26 protein-coding genes are annotated in these 22,998 nt (G+C 58.6%); 13 read left to right on the top strand and 13 right to left on the bottom strand.

Annotated elements, in window-relative coordinates; genetic code table 11:
• The first annotated feature begins 3 nt into the window (after nucleotides 1-3).
• The 10 genes from BAU07_RS26445 to BAU07_RS26405 are packed head-to-tail and all read left to right on the top strand — an operon-like array spanning nucleotide 4 to nucleotide 12,204.
• Nucleotides 4-2,205 carry a hypothetical protein gene (locus BAU07_RS26445; RefSeq protein ID WP_066665908.1) on the top strand — a complete coding sequence of 734 codons (2,202 nt, stop codon included), beginning with the start codon at nucleotides 4-6 and terminating at the stop codon, nucleotides 2,203-2,205.
• Nucleotides 2,206-2,243: 38 nt separating this feature from the next.
• Nucleotides 2,244-3,200, top strand: a complete 957-nt coding sequence (locus tag BAU07_RS26440) for a hypothetical protein (protein ID WP_066665907.1) — start codon at nucleotides 2,244-2,246, stop codon at nucleotides 3,198-3,200.
• Nucleotides 3,201-3,207: 7 nt separating this feature from the next.
• Nucleotides 3,208-4,041, top strand: coding sequence for a hypothetical protein (locus BAU07_RS26435; protein ID WP_066665905.1), 834 nt, complete (start codon nucleotides 3,208-3,210; stop codon nucleotides 4,039-4,041).
• 2 nt (nucleotides 4,042-4,043) lie between these two features.
• On the top strand, nucleotides 4,044-5,732 hold the full coding sequence (locus tag BAU07_RS26430; RefSeq protein ID WP_066665903.1) for a hypothetical protein: 1,689 nt from the start codon (nucleotides 4,044-4,046) through the stop codon (nucleotides 5,730-5,732).
• A gap of 8 nt (nucleotides 5,733-5,740) precedes the next feature.
• Complete coding sequence (locus tag BAU07_RS26425) at nucleotides 5,741-7,270, top strand: toprim domain-containing protein (protein ID WP_066665901.1); 1,530 nt, start codon at nucleotides 5,741-5,743, stop codon at nucleotides 7,268-7,270.
• Nucleotides 7,233-7,661 carry a hypothetical protein gene (locus tag BAU07_RS26420; protein WP_066665899.1) on the top strand — a complete coding sequence of 143 codons (429 nt, stop codon included), beginning with the start codon at nucleotides 7,233-7,235 and terminating at the stop codon, nucleotides 7,659-7,661. The genes BAU07_RS26425 and BAU07_RS26420 overlap by 38 nt, the downstream gene beginning before the upstream one ends.
• A 10-nt stretch (nucleotides 7,662-7,671) precedes the next feature.
• Nucleotides 7,672-10,131, top strand: a complete 2,460-nt coding sequence (locus tag BAU07_RS26415) for a DNA topoisomerase 3 (RefSeq protein WP_066665898.1) — start codon at nucleotides 7,672-7,674, stop codon at nucleotides 10,129-10,131.
• Nucleotides 10,132-10,147: 16 nt separating this feature from the next.
• Entirely contained in the window at nucleotides 10,148-10,399 is a 252-nt protein-coding gene (locus tag BAU07_RS26410) for a hypothetical protein (RefSeq protein WP_066665897.1), read from the top strand.
• A complete protein-coding gene (locus BAU07_RS27330; RefSeq protein WP_157122580.1) occupies nucleotides 10,386-10,532 on the top strand; it encodes a hypothetical protein in 147 nt (48 codons plus the stop codon). The genes BAU07_RS26410 and BAU07_RS27330 overlap by 14 nt, the downstream gene beginning before the upstream one ends.
• 1 nt (nucleotide 10,533) lies before the next feature.
• Entirely contained in the window at nucleotides 10,534-12,204 is a 1,671-nt protein-coding gene (locus tag BAU07_RS26405) for an ArdC family protein (protein WP_066665896.1), read from the top strand.
• A 447-nt stretch (nucleotides 12,205-12,651) separates the two neighbouring features.
• On the opposite strand, the gene BAU07_RS26400 is transcribed toward BAU07_RS26405, so the two are convergent.
• The 7 genes from BAU07_RS26400 to BAU07_RS26375 all read right to left on the bottom strand — a co-directional run bounded on the left by BAU07_RS26400 (nucleotide 12,652) and on the right by BAU07_RS26375 (nucleotide 15,547).
• Nucleotides 12,652-12,987 (bottom strand): H-NS histone family protein, encoded by a 336-nt coding sequence (locus tag BAU07_RS26400; RefSeq protein ID WP_066665894.1) that lies wholly within the window; start codon nucleotides 12,985-12,987, stop codon nucleotides 12,652-12,654.
• Between the two features lie 60 nt (nucleotides 12,988-13,047).
• On the bottom strand, nucleotides 13,048-13,320 hold the full coding sequence (locus BAU07_RS26395; RefSeq protein ID WP_066665892.1) for a hypothetical protein: 273 nt from the start codon (nucleotides 13,318-13,320) through the stop codon (nucleotides 13,048-13,050).
• Nucleotides 13,317-13,721 (bottom strand): DUF7673 family protein, encoded by a 405-nt coding sequence (locus BAU07_RS26390; protein ID WP_232338382.1) that lies wholly within the window; start codon nucleotides 13,719-13,721, stop codon nucleotides 13,317-13,319. Before BAU07_RS26390 ends, BAU07_RS26395 begins: the two co-directional genes overlap by 4 nt.
• Before the next feature lie 11 nt (nucleotides 13,722-13,732).
• A complete protein-coding gene (locus BAU07_RS27645; protein WP_084026132.1) occupies nucleotides 13,733-13,930 on the bottom strand; it encodes a hypothetical protein in 198 nt (65 codons plus the stop codon).
• A gap of 3 nt (nucleotides 13,931-13,933) precedes the next feature.
• On the bottom strand, nucleotides 13,934-14,272 hold the full coding sequence (locus BAU07_RS27640) for a DUF6283 family protein (RefSeq protein ID WP_335617544.1): 339 nt from the start codon (nucleotides 14,270-14,272) through the stop codon (nucleotides 13,934-13,936).
• A 383-nt stretch (nucleotides 14,273-14,655) separates the two neighbouring features.
• Nucleotides 14,656-15,003, bottom strand: coding sequence for a flagellar transcriptional regulator FlhD (locus tag BAU07_RS26380; protein ID WP_066665888.1), 348 nt, complete (start codon nucleotides 15,001-15,003; stop codon nucleotides 14,656-14,658).
• Nucleotides 14,987-15,547 (bottom strand): hypothetical protein, encoded by a 561-nt coding sequence (locus tag BAU07_RS26375; RefSeq protein WP_157122579.1) that lies wholly within the window; start codon nucleotides 15,545-15,547, stop codon nucleotides 14,987-14,989. Before BAU07_RS26375 ends, BAU07_RS26380 begins: the two co-directional genes overlap by 17 nt.
• A 347-nt stretch (nucleotides 15,548-15,894) precedes the next feature.
• On the opposite strand from BAU07_RS26375, the gene BAU07_RS26370 reads away from it, so the two are divergent.
• Genes BAU07_RS26370 through BAU07_RS26360 form a run of 3 tightly spaced genes read left to right on the top strand, consistent with a single transcriptional unit; the run spans nucleotide 15,895 to nucleotide 17,051 of the window.
• The gene (locus tag BAU07_RS26370) at nucleotides 15,895-16,080 is read left to right on the top strand and encodes a hypothetical protein (RefSeq protein WP_066665884.1); all 186 of its coding nucleotides are present in this window, start codon (nucleotides 15,895-15,897) and stop codon (nucleotides 16,078-16,080) included.
• 11 nt (nucleotides 16,081-16,091) lie between these two features.
• Nucleotides 16,092-16,487, top strand: coding sequence for a hypothetical protein (locus BAU07_RS26365; protein ID WP_066665882.1), 396 nt, complete (start codon nucleotides 16,092-16,094; stop codon nucleotides 16,485-16,487).
• Between the two features lie 51 nt (nucleotides 16,488-16,538).
• Nucleotides 16,539-17,051, top strand: coding sequence for a hypothetical protein (locus BAU07_RS26360; RefSeq protein ID WP_157122578.1), 513 nt, complete (start codon nucleotides 16,539-16,541; stop codon nucleotides 17,049-17,051).
• 59 nt (nucleotides 17,052-17,110) lie between these two features.
• Here BAU07_RS26360 and BAU07_RS26355 read toward each other — a convergent pair whose 3' ends face one another.
• The 6 genes from BAU07_RS26355 to BAU07_RS26335 form a co-directional block, all read right to left on the bottom strand.
• Nucleotides 17,111-18,109: a DNA-binding protein gene (locus BAU07_RS26355; RefSeq protein WP_066665878.1), complete on the bottom strand. Its 999-nt coding sequence runs from the start codon at nucleotides 18,107-18,109 to the stop codon at nucleotides 17,111-17,113.
• Complete coding sequence (locus BAU07_RS27320; RefSeq protein WP_157122577.1) at nucleotides 18,106-18,351, bottom strand: hypothetical protein; 246 nt, start codon at nucleotides 18,349-18,351, stop codon at nucleotides 18,106-18,108. Before BAU07_RS27320 ends, BAU07_RS26355 begins: the two co-directional genes overlap by 4 nt.
• 35 nt (nucleotides 18,352-18,386) lie before the next feature.
• On the bottom strand, nucleotides 18,387-21,749 hold the full coding sequence (locus tag BAU07_RS26350) for a hypothetical protein (RefSeq protein ID WP_066665876.1): 3,363 nt from the start codon (nucleotides 21,747-21,749) through the stop codon (nucleotides 18,387-18,389).
• Nucleotides 21,750-22,002: 253 nt separating this feature from the next.
• Nucleotides 22,003-22,350: a hypothetical protein gene (locus tag BAU07_RS26345; RefSeq protein ID WP_084026131.1), complete on the bottom strand. Its 348-nt coding sequence runs from the start codon at nucleotides 22,348-22,350 to the stop codon at nucleotides 22,003-22,005.
• Between the two features lie 4 nt (nucleotides 22,351-22,354).
• Complete coding sequence (locus BAU07_RS26340; protein ID WP_066665873.1) at nucleotides 22,355-22,720, bottom strand: hypothetical protein; 366 nt, start codon at nucleotides 22,718-22,720, stop codon at nucleotides 22,355-22,357.
• A 5-nt stretch (nucleotides 22,721-22,725) separates the two neighbouring features.
• The gene (locus BAU07_RS26335) at nucleotides 22,726-22,956 is read right to left on the bottom strand and encodes a hypothetical protein (protein WP_066665871.1); all 231 of its coding nucleotides are present in this window, start codon (nucleotides 22,954-22,956) and stop codon (nucleotides 22,726-22,728) included.
• Nucleotides 22,957-22,998: the final 42 nt, after the last annotated feature.

Below are 22,998 nucleotides of genomic sequence, written 5' to 3'. Positions count from 1 at the left end.
GCGATGGCTTTTGAACTTCCACGTTCTGTGGGTCTGCTGGGCGTCAGGCGCGGCGATATAGGCCCCAATGGTGCCTATTTTTCCACGCAGGGAAGTAGCACCTATTTCGATCCGACCAACGCCGGCGTCGAGGTCTATGACCTGGGTCAGGTACGCATAGCGGACACCACAGACAAAGATGTCGCCGAGTCGATTCTGACCAGGGCGTTGGAGCACCCAGGATTGTTTGAGCAGGATCGCGAGAGACTGACCGAAGCGCTGGAATCCGCGCAGCGCGGAAAGCCTTTCGTGGACTACTTCCTGGCCGACGAGCTTCCGCTTCCTCAAGCGGCGCGGCAGCTTGGGTACGGGGGGATCCAAGTATGGGAGAACGACGATTGGGCTTCGCCTTCAAGCGTCTTTGTCTGGGACATCCAGAATGTTCGCCGGTTGTCGCCCGAAGAGTCAGCGCAGGTGCGCGCTTATTTTATGAACGAGCAAGGAATTCGTATGGAGATCTCGCAAGGCAAAGACGGCTTCTGGCTGGTGGACGGAAAGCCGGTGGTGGTGCAGACGACGCGGGATGAAGACGGCTTGACCGCCCATGGCGCCAACGTCCCAGAGGATCAATTGGCGGAGCTAGTCGAGAGCCATAAGCATGTGCAGGTGAAAAATCAGCTTGGAGAGACCGTCCAGCTTTCCTTCGACATGGACGGCGAGACGCTCGTGGTGAAGGACACCGAAGACCTTCGCACTGAGACCATCGCCACACTGCGACAGCACGCAAATGCGTGGCAAGAAGCCGCCAACCGGCCTCCCAACGTACTCACCACGAACCGCCTTATCGTGCTGGATAAGCATGGCCGCGCGTTTGGCAGACTATATGCGAACGGTAAGACATCCCTAAGCCTGAAATTGCCGGACCCCGACTTCGAGGGCGTGACCCTTCTCTCCAAGACAGGAGCCGAATATGCGATGGCGGAGCTCATGAAAGCGTGCCCGGAAGAAGGGCCGTTTGTTGTATGCGACTTCCAAGAGTATGCCCAAGAGCAATGTGACGAGTCTCTTGAGTTGATCGGGCAGATACAAGCGGTCGGCGATGCCGCGCGGATGGCAAACCTCGCAGAGAATCAGCGGCAATTCGTGGAGGCGCTGCGCGAAGGGACTGGGCTATCGCTCTCGGCCGCGTTGCAATTGCAGGAGCAGATGCGAGAGCTCGCGGCGCAACATTGCATTTTGGCGCGGCTGAGCGCTCACGAAGGGGGGCTCAGTAGTAAGGAGGACCATGCCATTTGCACAATCGAGGCGAGCGTAAAGGCGCTATTTGGTGACTTGCCTGGTGTGGATGGTCTGACCTTCCACGACGATCCGCATGACCGCACCATCAAGATTGATCTTCGGGGTCAACCGCTTTGGGTGCCCCTGGATGAAAAGCGCGTGCGGGAACTGAGCGACGAACGGTTTTGGGAGGATTTTCAAATGAAAAAGCTGTATGTGACGCTCTTGATCGAAGATACGGGCAATGCCGCTTTTGTCGATACGGGACGCAATGAAGAGGTTGCTCGCATCATCCAAAATGCCGGCGACAAGATCAAATCGCTGCCAGGCCTTTGGGGCGCCGACTTCAAGCTATACGACATCAATGGCAATCGCGTTGGCTGCATGGATGTCGCGGACAAGCTCCCAGACGGACCCTTGCAGGATGGAGCGGTGCGAGTTGTTATCGAGACTGGCAATGCGGCATTCGAAAACGATGCTGCAAGTGAAGTGGCCCGCATCCTGCGGGACGCTGCCTCGACAGTCCGTAGTGGGAAAGATGATTTTCCGCTGACTGATATCAATGGCAATGTCGTCGGCTCCTACCTGTACCAGGCCGCGCCGTCGTTGGAGCAAGATGGCGTGATTGACATGAGAAAGGCCCTTGCCGAGGGCCGGGTCTATCTCGCCGAAGATGGCTACTCGGGCATTGCCGAAGACGAGTATCGGTACGTGGTGACTGCGCCCGATTTCGAGCCAGGATACGGGCAGGGCGAGGGCGAGGTGTGGCTTGTGAACGCCAAGGGCGAGGTCGCCAACGGCTATGAAGAGCCGCAGATAGTGCGAGAAAACCAGTTCGACAAGCTCAGTGGCGACCAATTTAAATCGCTTGAAGATGTCGTGCTGGGGCGTGTCTCCTTCGAAGAGTACGAGCGCCGCATGAGTGGCGATGCGCCTGAACTAGCGTAATTAACCATCATCCTTGCCGGAAGCCGAGAGGAAACAACATGGATCGTGATTTGGCCTTGCGCCTTCAGGAGCGCGGCATGAAGAATGCCGACGCGCACAATTTTTCTGTACGGCTCGCCTACTTGGCTGAAAGGCATACGAAGCTGGCCGTAATGGCTTCAGAGGGCGGGTACGACCAGGATCGGTTGGATATCGCGAAAGAGATGGCGCGCGCTCACGTACGGGAGCTGCTGCAAGAAGTGAACCGCGTGACGATTGAGAGCGGCAACTTCGCACTGATCCAAGACGTGGAGTTCGGATTCGACCCCCGTGCGACCACCGTGAATTTGCGCCTCGCGTCCGGGCATGCGAATCGGATGGACGGCAGTTGGGGGATTTCCGTAAGCGCCGAAATGCTCGAAGCCATCGATGGCGATGCCCTGCTCGATGCGCTCAATTGGAAAGAAGACCTGAAGGAGCGGCTCGCCACCAATGGCCAGGATCCCCGATGGCTGGATGGGATCTTGGGAAAGATGCAGGCCGAGAAAATTACGAGCCTGGATGATGCGGAAATCGAGCGCGTATTTGACCAAGTTGTGCTGTCAGGATTCTGCATTGAGTATGCGAAAGCTGCGCGCCAGTGTGGCTTGATCCTCGATGACCTTTATCCTCTCACAGCGCTGGATCGCGACATCGAAGATGAGCTGGTTGTTAGCAGCGGTGAGGCACGGAATGGGCTGCGCGATGAAAGTGGCGAGCTCGTCCTGTACACGTCGCCGTCTTGCGAAAGCTATGTCGCCCAAATGCCGAACGGGCATATTGCCATCACCGACGGCTGGAGTACCGATTATGTGACCATTCGTGGGAAGGGTGAGTGGGTACGCGAATCGGATCAACTGACGATCACACAAGACATGCGCGATTTTCTTTCTTCAGTCGGCAGCGTGGAGGAGGCCGTGGAAGCGGCCAAGAAGAACGGCAATCGTGCAGACGACGATGCCCCGAGCCCGATGTAGGTGACGTATGGCCGAGCACCCGAAATCCCACGAGGTAGAAGCGCTGACGCCTTTGCAGGAGGAAGCGCTGGCGACCTTTCGCGACAAGAACGGCCGAAACTGGAAATCCGCGCTGCGAGATTGCTGGGAGCGAGCCCGTTATCCCGGAATGACAGAGGAGCACTCGGCGGCGTTGCAGCGGGTGCGCAACACGCTCGGCCCGGAATGGCTGATGAAGTATCGCGTGCCGGAATTGCAGAAGAGCCCTCAGGTCGATCGGTACGAACGCATTAATGGCATAAAAAATCGGCTCGCCCAGGGCGGGGATGATCCGAAATGGCTTGATCAGTTGATTGAGACGATGAGGACTCAGGATATCGCGAGCTTGGCCGATTCGGAGATCACGCGGGTGTTCGGTAGCGTGATGTTGTCCCATTTCTGCATCGAGTATGTGAAGTCGGCGCGCGCATGCGGATTGACGCTTGATGATGTACGCCCGGCCACCGCGCTTGGGCAGCACGCCAGCGTGGGCCCGGACGATGTGTCGGCTCGTGTGGACGAAGCGGAGCGGCGGCTTCGAGCTCTCGGCTTGGAGATCCTGTCGGAAGCCGAGATCGCAGCGTGGAACCGGGATAAGAACGAGCATGGCGCGCTTTATCCCGATGTGTCTCTGACGGGTTGGGTCGAGCTGGATGGATTCCTTACCAAGGAGTTCTATGTTCGCGATGCCGGAGGCGATGCGATAGGTGTTTACCGCAAAGCATGGTTCGGCGACTACGCAGGGAGTGATGACAAGGAGCTATTCATCACTGATGCGGATGGCAATGAAATTGATTTGGACGCACGCGGGCTGGAGCCGTGACTATGGCTACGCGTCTTCAAAGCGATGTCCTTGTTCCCCTTCACGGGATGGACGATTTCGAGTCTTCGCTTGCACGGTTGAACAAGAAGGCGGAGGCCTTTGGGCTCGACCCCATAAAGGTGGTCGCAACAAGCCAGCAACGCTACTACTGGAAGACGCAGGATACGAGCGCGGGTACCGAGGCATATATTGTCCGGCTCATGGAGGGAGATGAGCCGCCCTTCGGACGCGCGGTATTCCTGGTCAATCGCCTTTCGTTGGACTACCCGATTGTCAAGTTGGGCGACTGGTCCGTTGTGGGTCAGATCGAGGCGACAGAAGCGGGCAACTTGTTGTTCTCCGTCTCTACCGATCCCGATGACGTGGAAGTGATGCGCTCACATGCTAACTGCGCAATCAATTGCGAGCACTGCAACACGAAGCGTGCCAGGAAGCTCAGTTACTTGCTCAAAGATCGACAAGGCAATTACAAAGAAGTTGGCTCTACCTGCCTGGAAGATTTCGCCGGAGTCGATCCGAGCATTGCGCTTTTCACGCAGCAGATGCATGCGTTCTGGAGCGACTACGGTGAAGAATCGTTCAGCGCCGACACCGGGCGCGTGACCGCGATGCCGGTCAAAGGTTATCTTGCTCGTGTTCTCTTCTGCATGGAAGTAGATAAGGGCTTTGTGTCGGCTGCCAAGGCCAAAGAGGCTTTCGTGCTCGCCACGTATGAACGTGCCGCTGGGCTTGATCGAGAGCTTCAACGGGATGCAAGGCGTCGCGATCGCTTCTATCAGGACTACGAGCGTCACGCCCAATACGCCGATAAGATCATTGCTTGGTGGCTGAAATCGGAGAACGACGACTCATTCACGAGCAACGTAAAGACCCTGTTCTCAAACGAAAACATAGAGCTCAAGAGCAAGTATCTGGCCTTTGCGGCGGGCGCGGTAGCAGGGCACCAGCGGCAGCACGCCAAGGAACGTGACGCCGAGATTCCATCGGTTCATGTCGGTGAGGTTGGCCAGAAGCGTGATGAACCGCTCACGTTCCACTCTGTGACGAGCTGGGATACCCAGTACGGGTTGCAATGGCGTTTAAATTTCCGGGATTCAAACGGAAATCGGCTGTCATGGCGCACCTCCAGTCCGCCCGACGATCTGCTCAAGCCTCAAGCTGTGGACCGCACCTTTGCGGCACGCTTCAAGGTGAAAAAGCATGGCGAATACAAAGGGGTTGCGGTTACCGAGGTCTCGCACCTGAAGGTCGATCGTTGGCTGGACGCCGAGGTCGAGGTTGCGCCTTCCGTCGCGGTGATCACGATTCGCCCCGATACCGCGGCTTTCATGGACGTGGGCATGCGCAATGAGCTTGCCAATATCGTTCGTGCGGTTGCTGAGCAGATGGACCGCACGCCAGGGGAGGAGGTTGACGTATGCGACATCAACGGAAACACGGTCGGTTCCATTTCTTTTGCAGAGCCGGAGCAAGCTGTGGCAGACGATGATGTGCGGATCTCCATCCGGCTTTCTCCTGGAAGATCAGCATCGGAGGTAGCTGCTTTGGTGGCACGGGCAGCGCTGGCTGGTGAGAGAGGAGTGGAAGACGAAAACGGCCTGGTCATCGGCGCCATCGAAATAGGGCGCGCCGTCCAGGCCCAACAGAACGACGTGCTGTCCGATGAGTCGCGTCCGACCCTAAGCATGTAAGGGAATCTATGCCTGCCAATGTCTTTGTGATTGAAGCGCCTGGAAAGCGCAAGGCGTTGATTGCGGCGCTGCGCGCGGCCGGAATGCGGGATGTCAGCGTATTGGCTACAGTGGGGCATATCGGCACCAATCCCGATGGCTTCAAGCCGATAGGTATCGATGATAGGTATCGCGAGTTGGCCTATCGACTGAAGCCCGACCGCGAGTGTGTCGCTTTGGAGATCGAGCAAGCGGCCAGGTCAGCCAAGCACGTGTATCTCGCCTCTGATGACGACCAAGAGGGGGACGTGATCGCCCGTGACGTGCTTCGCTTTTGCATCGCTGATAAGGATCGGTCAAAGGTGTTGCGCGTGCGGCTGAAATCGCTGGCCCCGTCAGAAGTGAAGGCTGCATTGGCTGCGGCCGGGCCATTCGATGAAATGACGGCTTGCCGTGGTGACGCCAGGCGCATTGTGGATCGCCTTATCGGGTCGCTGTCGGGGGAAGAGGGGGCAGTCGGGCGGGTGCAGGGTTCATTGCTGCTTGAGCTGCAATCGAAGGTGCCGGTCGTGGGCATCGTCACTTTTGCAGCATCAAGTGATGATGGGAAAGGGGATTGGATCGCCAGAAGACCCATTTTCGCTGGTGAGGCGGTGCCTGATGTCACGCACTTTGATGCGCGGCTGTCCGTGGGTTCAGTGAAACAGGGCACCATGGCGAGCCGTCCGATGAACCACGATGAAATTTTGTTGTCCGCAAGCCTGGCGACGGGGCGTGAGGTGTCCGAGGTCTCAAGCGCTATGCAAGACCTCTACGAGCGTGGGCAGATGACCTACCCGAGGGCCAGGGACTGTGCGATTACGCCCGAGGCGGTGCGGCGAATTACCGCGATCGCGCGCGCAAGCGGCGCCGGATTCGTGCCTGGCCTCTTTACGGCTGTGCGTGAACCTGGAGGCGAGTATGCGCATGAAGCCCCTAACCCCATGGTCATCGGTTTGGCGTTGAACCGTGAGCTTTCCTTGCTGCCTTTTGAGGAGCGGGTGCTTGTACACCTGACAAGGCGCTTGATCGAATGCGGCGTGCCGTGTGAGCTGCAAATGCCAAATGCCGCGCAGACTTCGACGTTGCCTTCTTCCGCGCAAGGCCTGGCTTGGCATCGACGGGATGCAAAGGGGTCGATCTTGTGGAACGAGCCGATCTCGCCGGGATTCCAGGCGTGGACTCCGGCCCAGTCGCTGCTGCATTTCATGAGCAAGAACGGGTTGGGTCGACCATCTACGATGGTCGATCACGTGAACAAATTTCTGACACGCGAACTTGTCACACAATCCTTTGATTTGACTAAGAAAGGCATGGAATGGAGCGCCAATGTTGGGCGGCATTTCGGACATCAAAATTTGTCAAAATTGATCGAGAATTACCTCGAAGTCAATAAAAAAGACTCATCTATGATGGTTGCTGATATGATAGAAATGTGTGGTTTGAGCACCATTTCTACCGACCGACATCAGGATTTTGACAATGAAAACGATGAAGTTTCAGCCGGGTACTTACCTTGAAATGGACGACCTGGCCGGTGGCCGAAAGGTCGTCTGCGTCGGGCGCGACGGCTCGACGTACTGGGACATGCTCGACGCGGATCGCATCACGCCAATCGTGATTCACCCCAGTCAGAATCCGAAAGGTCTGGGATCCATCGCCGATTTTCTCCAGGCGAGCGGTCTGCAGGATACGGCCCAGGGTGTGATCGACCATCTGCGCGATCAAGGCCTGGACCCGGAAGGTAATGCGCTTTTCGTGATGCGCGTGCTGTGGGAAATGGCGCGGAACAGCGATGAATCTATGTCCGGTGACGCGCTCTATGGGCAGGCCGTACGGGCGGCACAAGCACAGGAAGCAGCGGCACTCAGGATTCACGCGCGCGCTGCGCAGTACAGCGTCCAGCAGTAAGGGGCGCGGCATGTCGAAGATACTTGTCATCGCGGAAAAGCCGTCGGTCGCCCGCGATATTGCGCAGGCCCTGGGCGGTTTCTCAAAGGCCGAGGGCGGCTGGCTCGAACGCGGCGACGCGCTGGTGTCTTCTGCCGTTGGGCATCTGGTAACTCTGCATGTGCCTGAAGCGCAGACCACAGGGAAAGACCTCGACACGCTGCCGGTAATTCCGCCGCGCTTCGGCCTTCAAGTCCTGGACCGCGCCAAGCCCCAATTCAATTTGCTCGCACGGCTCATGAAGCGAGAAGACGTGACGCAAGTCGTGAACGCTTGCGACGCGGGCCGCGAGGGTGAGCTCATCTTTCGGCTGATCTACGAGGCGGCTGGCTGCAAAAAGCCAATCCGACGCATGTGGTTGCAATCCATGACGGCGGACGCGATCCGCCAGGCCTATGAAGGCATGCGGCCGGGGGACGAGTTCAATGCGCTGGCCGACGCCGCGAAATGTCGCAGCGAGGCGGACTGGCTGGTCGGCATCAACGGCTCGCGTGGCATCACGCGCCTGCGCGAGCGGCAGAAAGGCGCCTATGAGCAAATGACGGCAGGGCGGGTCCAGACTCCCACGCTGGCAATTGTGGTTCATCGTGAAAGTGAGATCCGCAATTTCGTGCCGAAGGATTACTGGGAGGTGCATGCGACCTTCGCTGCACAGGCCGGAACCTATTCGGGCCGATGGATGCGACAGGGGGAAAAGGCAGGCGAGGGTGAAGACCCTGATGCGGCGGGTGCCCGCATCTTCGATAAGGGCCAAGCCTTGGCGATCGTCGCGATGTGCGATGGCGTGGCGCCCAGCTCGGTTACCGATGAGTCCAAGACCACTTCGAACGCTGCGCCCCGATTGTTCGATCTGACCACGTTGCAGCGGGAAGCGAACAAGCGGTTCAAGTTCTCTGCCAAGCGTACCCTTGATATTGCACAGGCGTTGTACGAAAAACACAAGGCCACGACTTATCCGCGAACGGATGCGACGGCGCTGCCCGAGGACTATATCGACACGGCAAAGCAGGTGCTCGGAAGCTTGGGTTCGCGTGCAGCGTTTGGCGAACACGCCAAGCGTGTATTGGACAGCGGATGGGTGCGCGCAGACAAGCGGATTTTCGACAACAGCAAGATTTCCGACCACTTTGCCATCATCCCGACCGAAACCGCGCCCAGCGGGCTGGATCCGGATGAAGCCAAGATTTACGACCTGGTGGTACGGCGGTTCATCGCCGTGTTTCACCCGGCAGCACAGTACAGCCTGACCACTCGGATATCCGTGGTGGCCGGTGAGACGTTCAAGTCCACCGGCAAGGTGCTTGTGGATCCGGGTTGGCGTGTGGTTTACGGTGGCCAGGGAGACGACGACAGAACGCCGGCACTTTGCGCCGTACAGCCGGGTGAGCCCGTGCAGACGCGAGGCGTGGAGGCAAAGGGGTTGCAGACCAAGCCTGCCGCACGCTTCACCGAAGCTACGCTCCTGGCCGCTATGGAAGGCGCCGGCAAACTCGTGGATGAAGACGAGCTGCGCCACGCCATGAGCGAGCGTGGGCTAGGCACGCCGGCAACGCGTGCCGCGACGATCGAAGGGCTGCTGTCGGACCAGGACGGCCAGGGGCGTGCAAAAGAACCCTACTTGCGCCGCGAGGGCAAGGAACAGCACCTGGTGCCTACCGAGAAGGGCATGGGCCTGGTGACCTTCCTGGAGACCAATGGCGTGGGCTCGTTGACCTCGCCCAAGATGACAGGGGAATGGGAGCAAAAGCTTCGGCTGATGGAGAAGGGGCAATACAGCCGTCGTGCCTTCATGGACGAAATCGCCGCGATGACGCGCGACATGATCGACGTGATCCGGCGCAAAGCTTCAGATATGCCCGTCGCGCCCGTCGCGCAACTGGCCGTGCCGTGCCCGAAGTGCGGAAACCCTGGTGTCCAGGCAAAGGTTCGCACCTTCGAGTGTGCGGCGGCATGTGGTTGGAAGATGTGGCGCGAGATCGCCAAGCGCGATCTCAGCGACGCGGAAGCGCAGGAACTGTTGCAGAACGGGTCCATCAAGCCGCTTGATGGCTTCGTGAGCAGCAAGACGAATCGGAAGTTTTCAGCTGGTCTGAAGCTTGGCGCCGAAAGTAAGGTTGAGTTCGAGTTCGCGGAACGCGAGCCGGTGCCGCTGGGCAATTCGATTGGAGCGCCGTGCCCGAACTGTGGCAGTGTCGTACACGTGAAGTGGGGTGAGCATCCTCAGTTCGTGTGCGAAAACGGCGATTTCAAACTGTGGCGCAAGGTCGCGGGCCGGGACTTGTCCGATGACGAGGCTCGTGAACTCCTCACCAATGGCAGTTTGGGTGCGGTTCACGGCTTTATCAGCAGCAAGACGAAACGACCATTCTCTGCTGGCCTGCGATTGACGGCCGACAACAGCAAGGTCGAATTCGTTTTCGAGCCGCGTTGAGTGGGCCGACGCTGATATGGAACTAAGCGAGGCGGTACACCTGGTGCCCAACCAGGCCTATGAATTCAAAATCCGCGATTGGCGCTCGCCATTGGGCGATCTGATTCTTGGTGAGACGAAGATGCGGACGTTCCTGGGGATCGAGCTCGTTGGCGCTGTCGGCATGCCCAAGGAGCCATTCATCCATGTGATGAGTGCCGATGGGAAAGACCATCTGATTGCAATCGAAACCATTGAGCATTTTGAGGTGTGTCATGCAATACAGTGACGAATACGTCCAGGCAGTGATGGAAACGGGCGAGCGGCTGCCCGCCGAGATGTGCGAAGCGGACATGCCTCAGGAGATCCTGAGCAACCCCGTATACAACGGGATCGGCATCGTGGAAGAAGAGGAAGAGTGACATGGCGACCCGTGACAGTTTTCGGCAACGGCTGACGAAGGGGCTCATTCAGGGGCTGGAAGAGCACGATGGACTTCCTTGGGCACAGGTGCGGAACAATGTGGTTTCGCGCCCGTTCAATCCCGTGTCTGGCGTCAAATATAAAGGTGGCAACAATGTGGGCTTGCTGCTGGAGCAGTTGCGGCGCGGATCTTCGGATCCTCGCTGGATGACGCTTAAGCAGGCCAATGAAGCCGGGTACCGCATCCGCGCAGGCGCGAAAGCAGCCTATGTCGAATACTGGGACTGGGGCGTGCCCTGGCTCAAGCTGAACAAGGCCGATGACAAAGATGCCTCAGCAGAAGACGATGAAACGGAAGAGCAGGCCCGTGCTCGCACCAAGCCCCGTCCATTCTATGCCGCCCTCTTCAACGGCGCCGACGTGTTGGGTCTGCCGGAGATTGTGCGCGAGCGAACCTGGCAGGCACATGAGGTGGCTGAAAAGCTGATCAGGGCCACTGGTGCCGACATAGAGCATGAAAGCTCCAGTCAGATCGGATCGTACGTAGTCGTGAATGGCGCGTACTACACGCGTGAGCCAGACAAAATCTTAGTACCTCCACGCAACGCCTTTAAGAGCCAGGACGACTATTACGCTACGGTGATAGGCATGCTGGCACGCTGGACCGGCCATGCGTCGCGCTTGGATCGAAAAGCCCCAGTCCTACCGCATATTGTCGGGGATGCGGCGCATGCGCGCGAAGAGCTGCGGGCTCATATTGCCACGGTTTTCCTGACATCGATGCTTGGCATCCAAGGCAAACAAGACGACGGCGGCAGGTATGCCGGTGTGTGGCGCGAGATGCTCAAGGGTGATCAGCACGAGATCTTCCGTGCCGCGCGCGACGCGGAGCTGATCGTGGATCACATTTTTGGCTACGCCCCGGAGTTGCGTGAGATTGTGGACGGGGCACTGGCAGCAAATATGCTGCCGGAAAATCGCTCAAAGCGTCGGCTGCCGATCGGCGATGAACTGCCCAATTTCATTCCTGCAGGCGTTGAACCGGCCGCGCCAGTCGTGCGAACTGGGCGCGCCGATCCACGTTGGGCTGGATTCGAGAAAGCGCTGCTGGAAACCGCCAAGAAAGCTGGGCTGAACGCGGAGGCGATTGCCCCCGTGTTCGACATGATCGAACCGAACTTCACGACGATCATGGATGGGATGAAAACCAAGGGCGTAGATGAGGATATGGTCTACCAGATGATCGGCGCCCAGATCATTGACGAGATGAAGCAAGCCGACGTGCACCACCAAAAGTGGGAGGAGTTCGCCGGCAAGGTGCGGACATCGGCGAACGGAATCGAGGTCGAGGTCGTGGAGTCGGCGTTGCAGGAGATCAACAGCCGCTATCAGAAGGTACTGGTCGAAAGCGTGAACGCCCGTTGGGACGCGCAGAAGACACAGCAGGCATTGCACCAGGTGCTGTACGGTCAGGACAATGCCGGCGCGGTGATCGACGCGGCGTTTGTTCAGCGTCTTGTGGACGCAAGCCCCGCAGCCAAGGCGCTGACGACAGCGTCCGATGAGGACGATGATGACGTGCTGATGCCCTTGGGCATGTCTGACGTGCTGCCGGAGGACGCCGGCATCGTGGACGATGAGCGGATGGCCCGCCCGAGCCCCAGCATCTAAAACCGGCCGGTCAGGTTAGTATCACGCTCGAATCGCTGCACGAAGACCGGAGAATATTTCAAAGAGCAGAGGCAAGTGATGCAACCGGAATGGCGCGAGTTTGACGATGGGGAAGAGTGGTTTGCAGGAAGGGTGCTTTGGGTGTGGGCACCGACTTGGGAAAAGCCTCGGCTGGCGATAGCGGACAGCGGAGACGACTTCGAATGGTTTTACCAAGGCGGTGCGAAGCTCGAAGACGCGCGCTCGGAGTACCCAACGCATTGCTGCGATCCAGAGCCACCGGCTCCGCCGACAGTCTGAAAGCAGCACGGAAAACGAAAGGGATGTCGGGTTTGCGTCATACAAACACTGACGCGCTCCGCTTGTCGGCCCCTCGCCCAGCACGCTGGACGAGGGGCTTTCTTCATGACCTGCTATGGCGGGGCCTGTTGAGCAGCCGATCTTGGGTCAGGCCAGGAAATCTTCAAGGCTGCGGCCCGCCGTCAAGGCGTCGCGCAACCAAAAGGGGCGCTTGCCCATGCCGCTCCAGGTAGCCCCTGTCTCTGGATTCCGGTACTTGGGCGTTCGTTTCCTCTTAGCCGCTTTGGTAGCGAGGATGCGCCCATCCTGGCGCGTCCGCTTGGCGGCGTAGGGCTCCCAGGCGTTGGCGATATCCTGCGGCGTGATGCCGGCGTTGCGCATTTGGGCGATGATGGCTGGGATCGCTTTGTTCCGGATAAGCCGTTCTTTCTGCGCCTCCAGTTTCGCGATTTCGCTTTCTATCTGCTTGAGCTTCTTGTCCATTATCGTTGGTGGTTGAACAGCGGTTTAGGTAGAACGGAACGTGCCTAAGGAGGTGCGACTTCACGGGCGATGTGCGATCCAGCCCGTTGGCGTTTCATCGCCGTTTTTGAGCTTGCGGTATTCCGCGATGGCGAGATCGCGGTCCTTGAAACAGTACCTATGGGCCCACCCCCAAAGCGACATATCAATATAGACGGCAGTCGTGTATAGCAGCTTACCCAAGCCGACAATCGTGCCATCATCAAGCTGACGAACGTCGAGATAAGTGTTGCCGCCCATTGCCTTGATTTGTTCAGGCAGCGACAGTTCTTCAAACTGCTGGCCAGACATCATGCGTCTGGCCCCCAGGTCTTGGAGATAGCCTGGAATTCGGCTTCCAGCGCTTGGTCGATATGGTCCGGGTATTTCGCCAGCCTCGCGATGAGGCCGAACACAGTCACTATGTCACGAGCGATGGCGCGGTCTATGCCCCACAGGTTGGTCATGTCAAAACCACCACAACGGCCTGCATCCCACCACGCTAGAAGGAAGTCTGCCACGCGGCGGCTTTGACCAGTGTTCCCCTGGGCGTGCTTTACCAGGCGCAGAAGCGCGGTCCGTTCTTCTTCTGTCGGTGGGGTTTCATCGTAGGCTGCTCGCAGCTGAGCAAGGTCTTGGCTGACCTCAGTTATGCGGACATGGCTGGGGTCCAAGGTGCTGGCTGTCGCGGGTTTGGGGAACTCGTCCTGGATCATGTGGTGTCTCGTCAATGGTTCATGTCATCAACGCGGCGCGCGGCATTGCCGTTTTTCACGCATTTAGAACAATAGTCAAGGCGTCCATGATTCTGCCAGCCATAACGCCGCATGTACTGCCGGACATCCGCGTTTGTGGCGTTGGGCGTTGGATAGTGTTCCGTCTCGCCACACCCATCGCAGGTATATTGCTTCCAGGTTTCGATCATGGATTACCTGCAGGGTCTCAGTATAGGGTCGTCTTCATCGACGCCGTTGGCGACGGCCATGTCTCTGTAGCTTTCATGGAGCTCATGGCCACCATCCGTTACGTCATCGCGAATCTCGCCTTTGATTCGAGCGACGCGAACACGCAGATTGTGGTCTGCGCCCCGCAATAGGAAGCCTGCACAGATGGCAGGCTTCTTGGCACCTGATTGATGGCACGCGAAGGTGTTTGACGCCATGTCATATGCGGTCGTGGCGGAGTGCCGAAAGGCTTCGGGGGGGAATTCACCTGTGGCGTCTACGCGCCACGGGCAATCCGAGCACGGTGTACGCCGATATAGCATTTGCCCGCCCTGCACCGTCACCACTTGGTGGTCGGCACCTGCCGGCGTGATAGCGACGATCGCGGGCTTACCGCGCGCTTTGCTCACCTGGTTTCTTTCGGTAGGAGTTTCGGCAGTGCTTTCAAGGAAACCCGGGTGCTTCAGATCCACAGTCAAACTGCTCTCGGTCATACCTTTACCGATGTATGGCCTGGCCCATTTTCGGCGCTGGGCCGGGGTGCGGCTGCTGCACGCGCGTTCATGTCTGCGGCGCCATGCCTTGCATAGGCCTTGCATATCCCGATTGAAGATGGTGAACAGTCGGTACTCCGCGCCGCAGAATTGGCAGCGCGCACTACCGCTATTGTTGACCCCCATGGATACCTCCTTGTGGACCCAAGTTTTTACCGCGTTTCGCCGGCCAGCGCCTGTTTGGCAAGCAGTATGGTCACGTGGTGGAGGTAATGACCAGCGACTCGCGCGGCGGGGCGACTTTCATCCAGCCCGAGCGCTCGAAGGTTCGCTTCATTCAAGCGGAAACCGCACAGCAGGCTACCTGCACTCGCGATTTGGACAGTCTGAGCTGGAGTCAATGCGAGCAGAATTTGTGCGGTCTCTTCATCCAGCCCCAGGCGAAACATCGCGCTCGCGCGATTGTCCCGCAGCAGGTGCTTTGCCACCAACAGGTATGAGAGGTTGACCTCTCGGATAGCGCTGAGCGTGTCGATGCTCAGCTCACCGGGGCTCTGCATCCTGACTCTCCATATTGCTGAGCGGAGCATCGGTTTCGGGCGCATGCAGCGCTTGGGCGAGCCCGGGGCCATGCACTCCCATCGCGCACGTCACGTATGTGACGTCGCCCTGCTGCCGCAGGAAGAGGTGGTTGTTCCCGACCCTTCGCTCATAGTTGCCCGCCACATCGGGAGAAAGCCCCGCGATGCTTGCGATCGACCTGAATGATTTGTCTGTGAAGACCGTTTCGTAGACAGCGAAATCCCGGTCCTGCCCACGAAAGGACCGGATATTGAACCGCGTCGCGGGGAAGCCAAGGACGTAGACGGGATTGGGTATTGTGTACTCCGCTCCGGTGGTAGAGCGAGCGGAATCCATGATGGGCCCTCCGCCCAAGTTCGATATCCAACTGATCAGCTCGTGAGGCTGTGCACCGCCATGGCAGGACAGGGCCATTTCCAACTGACCTCTGCTGGTTTGGGGGTCTTGGGCGTCGGGGCGCGCCTGCGCCACGCCCTGCATGGAAATGAGGGCCACAACGAGAAAATTGCAGGGAAAATTCATGAGGCTCTTGTACATCCGGGGAAAGCAGCCGCCGCTACACGGCGCAGGGTTTTGGGATCTGCCTAGCGGACAAGCTCGGCCTCAAGGGTGCGTGCGCGGCTACTGCGGCGTGTAGTGGGATGAAAAGCAGCTTGCGCCGGCATTGCCGTATGCGAGCTCGGCAGAGAGCTCTGCCAGTCCTTTTTAGTGGTGGCGATGAGGGCTTCAAGCCACCCACTTTGTACAGACTTGCAGCGATCTTCGATTTCTGTGTCCAGCACAAGGTATACCCATCAGAAAACACGTTTTGCGATGCGAGGATTGTGGACTATAGTACGTATGTCGTCAACTTTTTAGTGGAGGGAATCATGCCCAATGCCATTCTGTGCCGCGTCCTGCTGTGCACCGCGATCGTGATATCCAGTTCGCTTCTTTCCGGGTGCAACGATGAAAAAGCTGCTGCCAGCAGCCAGCCGAATGCTGACCAGGCCGCACTTGAAAAGCACAATGCCGATCTCGCGCGCAAGAACGCCGTCAAGAGCATGATCAAGTGACGGGCGCCACTATGGACAGCCTCAACCTTCAGCCGTACCTTCCGCAGTTCAGCGCCATCGTGCTGGCTCATTTGACCGCTATGCCGGACGAGCAATGGGAGTTCTATCGCCATCGCGGATGCACCGTCGAGGGGACCGTGCGAGCCCTGGATAAGTCTTATGTCATTGCCGACGAGACGCGTGAATCGCTGTTGAAATGGGCGGTCTCGGAGGAGTGGGGCGCCAAGATCGGTGAAGTGATCAATGCGCCGCGCTATAAGGCGCACACGGCCAAGATCGGGGAGATCGAGGGCCAGCCGGTGTTTTATATCGACGAGGCGGGGATCTATATCTGGGCGAAGGAGCCGGAAAGCAATATGACCCTTTCCTTTTGGGTGACCTTTCCGGCATACCCATTAGGGTGGTGAGATACAAAGGTGGCAGCTTAACCAGCTCGGAAACCAAGGAACGAAACACGTATGAACACCCCAACTTGGGCTGCTATGAACGAGGGTGATGGCCCCCAGCACTTCATGATCATCGGGCATGGCCCCCAGCACTTCATGATCATCGGGCCGACGGGCAAGGGGAGGAGCCAACTGCTGCAAGCGGAGGCGGACAGACTTGGAATCTCCTATGAAGAGCTTGAACGTCGACTGGAACCGACTCCCGAACAGAAGGAGCGTGCACGTATGCGGCAGGAGGAAGAGGATCGTCGCGACGCCCAGCGGCTCGATGCGGTCCGCAAGGCATATTGGGTCAACACGGACGAGTCGGATTCAGATTTATACGCCTTGTCCGATGCACTCAGCGCGGCCGGAATCGCCTCTGATCCGACCGTTGAGCAACGACGCATCCTGTTCATGATGCTACCCGCCAATGTGATTGGACAGGGCCTCGCATGGGGATTCTCCGATACGGAAGTAAGGGGCCAAGTTCACGCGTTCGTCGCCGAGAACCGTGACGCGGTGGCCCGAGCGGTATCGGCCTAACAGGACGGAAAACACCATGCTGCATCCAGCGCGGCGCTCGCCGATGGGTGCGCTGTAAGTTAGCTACGGTTGGTGCCGGGGAGGGCGCGCTGTCCTTTCTTGCGACGGAGCCTTCTCACGATTCCCCGGCCGCTGCCGAACTCCGGCTTTCCTAGTTTGGCAAGTAGTTTTGCGTTCTGTTCCTGCAGGTCATTGGCGCGCGCCTCAGCTCGCTGGGCGCGGTCAATAAGCGTGCGGTTCTCTCGTTCAAGCACGATGTTCCGGTCTTGTATGCGCTTGGCGTTGTCACGACCGTCCTGGAGCTGCTTGGAGAGGCGCGTCGTTTCCAACAGCAACTTGTCCTGCTCACCCTTCAGGCGAGCATTCGCGTCTGCGATTTTCTGCGCGGCATCCTGCCGCGCTCGCTCGATTTCCATCATCGACCGTTTCTCAGTCGCTTCGAGCCTGGTGATGGCTTTCCCCAGCTCAGTTTGCGCATTCGCCAGTGCGGCATCAAGGCGATTGCGCTGTCCAACCAGGTCGGCGCGGATCTGGTCAATCATTTTCTCGGCCTGAATGCGAGCTGCTTGTTCCGATTGCAACTGCTCCTGCAGGGCGAGGCGCGCTTGCTCCAGGCCATCGATTTTTGCCTGCATTGCATGCGCTGCGGCCTGGGCGCGCTCAAGCTCCGCTTCAGCGTGCTGATGTCCCGCCACGGCCTGCTCGACTTCCTCTTCCCATACTCGCTCCTTGTCGGCAAACGCGCGTTGCGCGTGCGAGATGGCTTCACGCCATAAGCCGACGACATAGGGCGTAAGGGACTGCGGAACCCCATCGGCAGAGAACCCTTCCAGTTTGCGCAGCGTATCCGCGTGCTCAAGACGAAAGTCTTTCTTGGCCCGATTGATGTCCCCGGCGCTACCTTTGCCTATGATGTCGCGGATGGTCGTCCAGCTTGGAACAGCAGCGCCCGCGCGCGTCAGCGCGCCGCAGGCGAGCTTTGCGCGCTCGTAGGCGCTCATCTTGTCCCACCCTGCCGTCGCAGCCAGGGAGGTGGAAACTTCATTCAGGTCGATCATTCGAGCTTCCCAATGGCCTTGAGGCGATCGCGGCCAGCAGCGATCAGATCCAGGCCAAATTGAATGGCATCGGCTGGGGTCATGTGCATTCGAAGATCACCGATATCCACCCGGTCTACCTGGTCAGCCGAGGGGATCAACGTGACACAGATGCCTAGGGCATCACCTCGGCCATGTTTGATTAGCGGGCCACAATCGATTAGCGGTGCGGAACGCTTGTTGAAGTTTCGATCGACTTTCATCGGTTTTCTTTATGAGGAACTTTGCTTGTGTAGTGCTATTTTTGGGCGTTAGAGGAAACGAACCATCGTTCGATGCCGAGCGGTGGCGGCGCCGCGTCAGGCACGTTCGTCTCGCGGAATGCGATCGCGCCATGGGCTGTGGCTTGCGATTGTATGAAGGTCCGAGCTTCGGCCAGAGAATGGGCCATGTGCTCGCGACTGCTATACCCCGTGTATTGAGCGCCAATCAATAGCGCCTCGCTTTCGGTTCCGATGGGACAGATGTCAAACCAATGGCTGATAGTGGTGTGTGGGTCGCTGCCATGGAGTTCGATCTCCTTCACCGTGACGGGCTCGTAGTCTACCGGCAGTTTCATACCCAACAGTTCGTCAAAGACGAGCTCTCCGTTTTCAGAGATCGCTTCTTCCGAAATCCAGTAGCGCGCTCCGGCCTTGGCTGCATCAGCCTTCCATCCGACGAACCACTGTTGCAACAGCGGCTTGATCGGGCTGCGGCCGTTGGCCGTCATCAGCCTGGCGCCCACCTTGCTGTGCACATAGTTTTGATGGAGGGCGCCAGTGAACGGAACAGCGGCCTCTATGAGGGACCACGGATAAGGGTCATCGTCGGTCAGCCTTTCCGAGGCCGCTTCCTTATTGGCATAGGGCCGCAAGTAGCTTGCGTGCACGTGTGCGCGCGAAGCCTCGTCAGGGGCAAGGCGGTGCAAAACGGTGTGAGGCTTCCATGTACCAACACACAGAAAGCCGAGTTGTTTGCTGCGGGGATAGTAGACCAGACCGAATGGCACGGCGAAATCCGGATTGAGTACGTACTTCTTATCAGCGGCGAGCAGTTCCCTACGTAAGTCCCCCCACAAAGAAAGTTCGCGGGCATGCGTGGCTGGATCCATGGTTTTCGAGAAGGGGCGCAATCGAGCAGTGGAACCCCTTACGGTAGCGAACAAGGCCTGTTTATTCTCGAAAGACTGGAAGATGGATGTCTTGCCAATCCAGGCTTCGGCCTCCGGCCACTGGTGGATCGTCGTTTCGGACGCCAGCGCTTGAGGCAATATTGCCCATCCGCGTGACTTTTCCGTGTACCCGGTCTTGCCGCGCTGTACGGAGATTCGATGCACCCATAGGTGAGGTTCAAGGCGATCATCCATCTCGGACTGTATGGGGGCCGCGTATATGACCAGCTTGGCGGCGCCCGACAGGGTAAGACGCAGTGGCTGGTAGCCCAGCATGGCGACAAAATGAGCGACTTCCGTGGCCTGGCGCTTACCTTCACCCGCAAGCATGTACATCTGGTCGAGCAGGGACTTCCAGGCGCCGGATGACGCTCCATCGTGAAATTGAGGCAGCGGCTTGCCACGGTGCGCCGCGCGCCAGGCGATGACGGATTGTTGGACGATCGCGGAAGCTTCCTCGCCCGACGCGATAGCGCCATCATGTAGCGCTTGAGCTAGGCGCTGCCGAGTATCTCGCTCACGCGCCAGTTCGTTCTGCAGGAACTTCAACGCATGCTTGAAGAATCGAATGTAAGAGAGGTGGTCTTGACGCGTGTCGCGGTTATGGATGTACCAGTGCAGATCTTCGGGCTGTACGGCGTCCAGGCAGAGGTAGGGCAGGTCCGTATAGGCCCAATGGCCGTTCGAAAATTTCGTCAGGTTGACCTTGCAATTGAATGTGCGATCGTCATAGCTGGCCGTATGCCCAGCAACCTGAACATCCACGCATAATGACTGCGCGCTCCGATACGCGATGGCGACGCCCATGCCCTCGGCGGGGCGGTAACGGCGCTCGAATCGGTCGTGGTTGCCGTAGGGCTTGCACGCGGCCGGGGCCGTCGAAGGGTTCATCACTTCTGCCCAATTGCATAGAACGCGCGAGCCCGACCGAAGAAAGGCGTTTTTCTCGTTGATCCACTCCTGTAGGGGCATGCGCGCTTCACCCGGCAGCATGCCCGAGCCATCGTCGTCATGCAGAAAGCGGCAATACAGCTCCTGGAACCGTTGCGAAACAAAATCCAGATTGGGAGGGCCTTCGTAGAAGTCGCCGAACAACTTGAGCCGATGATCCAGCCCACATGCCAAAAGTAGGAATCGCTTGTAGTGCAATGCGAACCGCTCGTGCGCTGCATGCCGATCGGAGTAGGCTACGTCCTCGAACTTGATTTGGCTACCGTCCAGGCCACGGAAGATCCGTTCCTGATCGTCGCGCGAGGGGAACAATCGAGCGCTTCCCAAGTGGCTTTCTACCGGCGAAAAGACCCGATGGATGTTCATGCCGTTGCGGATCATCAGGAAGACGTTGTGGCTCTCCTTGTTTCGAACATTGTTGGCCCAGGTGTCCCCATAGTCTATATAGCGTCGGGTGGTTGCCATCACGAGGACACAACGCTCAGTCGGGAAGATTTGACGCACCAGGTCATCGTGGTTTCGCAGTGCGTCGAAGAACAAAGACTCCTTGGAAAAGTCGAACCACTCATCGATGTCGGCCCACACGGCGAGCTCTTCGTCCATCATGAGTTTCTTCTGGACAAACGTCAGGGGCACCGCTCTCGGCGCCGCTTGGCCCTCGCGGATTGTGGTCACTTCCACGCCCTTGCCCACATACAGGTCGAGGGATTCAATGCCCTCCATCAACTGGGCGACGTAGGTGCGGACATCTTCGGTCTGCGCCAGCGCGGCGGCAGCTTGCTCTTCATAGAAGGGCGTAATGGCCTTGATCGTCGCGGCGATCTCGGCAGTTTTCCCTTGGATCCACTGGGCTTTAATCGTCGCGATTTGGTGCTCACGACCGGCCGCTTGCCTGAGCGCATCGATCGAGTCAGGGGTGATCCCCGCGCCGATGGCGTCGGCCACGGTTCCGGTAACGACGCCTGCAAGCTCCGGATCAGTGTGCGATGTGCTAGTCGGTATGACTGCCATGTCGGCAATGGCTGTGTTGGATAGTGCAGGTTGCGCATTGAGTTGATCCTGCACGACTCGGGCAAGCACAGTCGGGTCGGACTGCGCTTGCAGCAGCTCAGTCTGCAGGGCGCCGATGCGGCCTTGCACTTCTTGAATTTCCGCAGTGCGCACTCGTTGGTGATCGGGCTCGTGCTCGAATCGGTCAAGGAACTCCTTCAGGAGGAAGCGATGCTCGTCGTAGCGCAGCCAACGCTCTTGCTCCACGCCGTCGGCGTCGATGAATTTCACCGTGGTCTGCAAGCCGATTTTGGTAGGGTGCGCCCGCAAGACGACAGTGTGTGGTTTGTCCTCGATCCAGCGGATAGACTGGATGAGCAGCACCGTTCCCTTGTCAATGCCCTCGTGGGCTATCGTGTCGAGGGCGCGCCAATACTGGCCCGCTTGCAAAGACTGAAACCGGGCGACGCTCTCGATACGTTCGTTCGTCTTGATGAGATCATTCATCGGGGGGCTTCCTGGCGTGAGGAAATTGCGGGTCCGATCACGTGCTCTACGGCAGCCTCCATGCCTTCGCGTCCACCGAACGCTACGAACGGCTTCGGGCCACCTGGTTCATCATGGAACACGCACAACCAGGGGTTGAACCGCACTCGCACGGCGGACGGGATGCCCCACCAGGGCGTGTAGCGCACAACGGCTTTCGCAACATGGCCCTGCAGGTGGTCCGCACGCTGCGCCGCAAAGGGATAGATGCACATCAGATCGACTCCCTGATTTCGCACAGTTGCGATAGGAGGTAGGCGACGCCTGCGATCTTATGTTCGTGCTTCGGCTCAAACGATCGCAGATGTGCCGTCGCAAAGCGGACAACCAGTGCGCCCGTCTTCAAAGAATCTTCGGCCAAATCCTTGCGGAAGAGCACTTCGCCCTTCGGCAGCTCTCCACCATAGAACAGCGCCTCGGCGAGGCGGCTGTAGACGCTTCCCCTGCTGTGAAACGCGCTGGGTACTTCTTCTGCCGCAGGCAGAAAGCGCGTCGTGCCAAAAACCACTTCGAGTTCGGATATCGACTCCAAATCCTCGGTGCTGATCAGTTTTGACCCCATAGCTTTAGCCTCCCAGGCGGCGCTCCGCCGCCGATTCTGCGCTTATGACGCGATCGATTTCGGCGACCTCGCGCTGTTCGCGTAGGTAGCTCACATAGGCGCGCCGCTCATCACGGCCCATGGCGCGGAAGTCCGGCTGCTGCACCTTGCCGGTTCCTTCGCAAGCGTCGCACGGAACGTCATACGCTCCGGCGAGGTAGCGATCTTGGCCGTTCGTCTCGCCTTCGGCGTCCCAGTCGTTCGCCATGTCGCTCCATTCCTGGGATGTGAACCCATTTTTGAAGGCAGGATGCTCAACCTTACCGTGGCCGCTACAGCATTCGCATATGGCCCAGCGAAAGTGACGCGTGTTGAAGCTGGTCTTGGACATCGCGACTACTCCGAAGCGGATTCAATCGAGGAAATGGCGTCATCCAGGCTTGAGATCGCCTCGTCCATGCTGGATACGACGCTCTCGGCGCCTTGCCCCTTATCGCCCTGTTGGAGGTTTTCGGGCATGTTGTCGTAATACTCCTGCTCTTCGTCGCGCAGCGATTCCAGCTCGCTCTTCAGGTCTTCGATCTTGCCTTGCAGGTCGGCCAGTTTGGCACGGCGGTCTTTGTTCACGGTCCTTCCTTCGTGCTGCCCCGGCGAACCGGGGCGGCGTTG

This window comes from Bordetella flabilis, assembly GCF_001676725.1.
Lineage (GTDB): Bacteria > Pseudomonadota > Gammaproteobacteria > Burkholderiales > Burkholderiaceae_B > Bordetella_C > Bordetella_C flabilis.
This window is presented reverse-complemented; position numbering and strand designations above follow the sequence as displayed.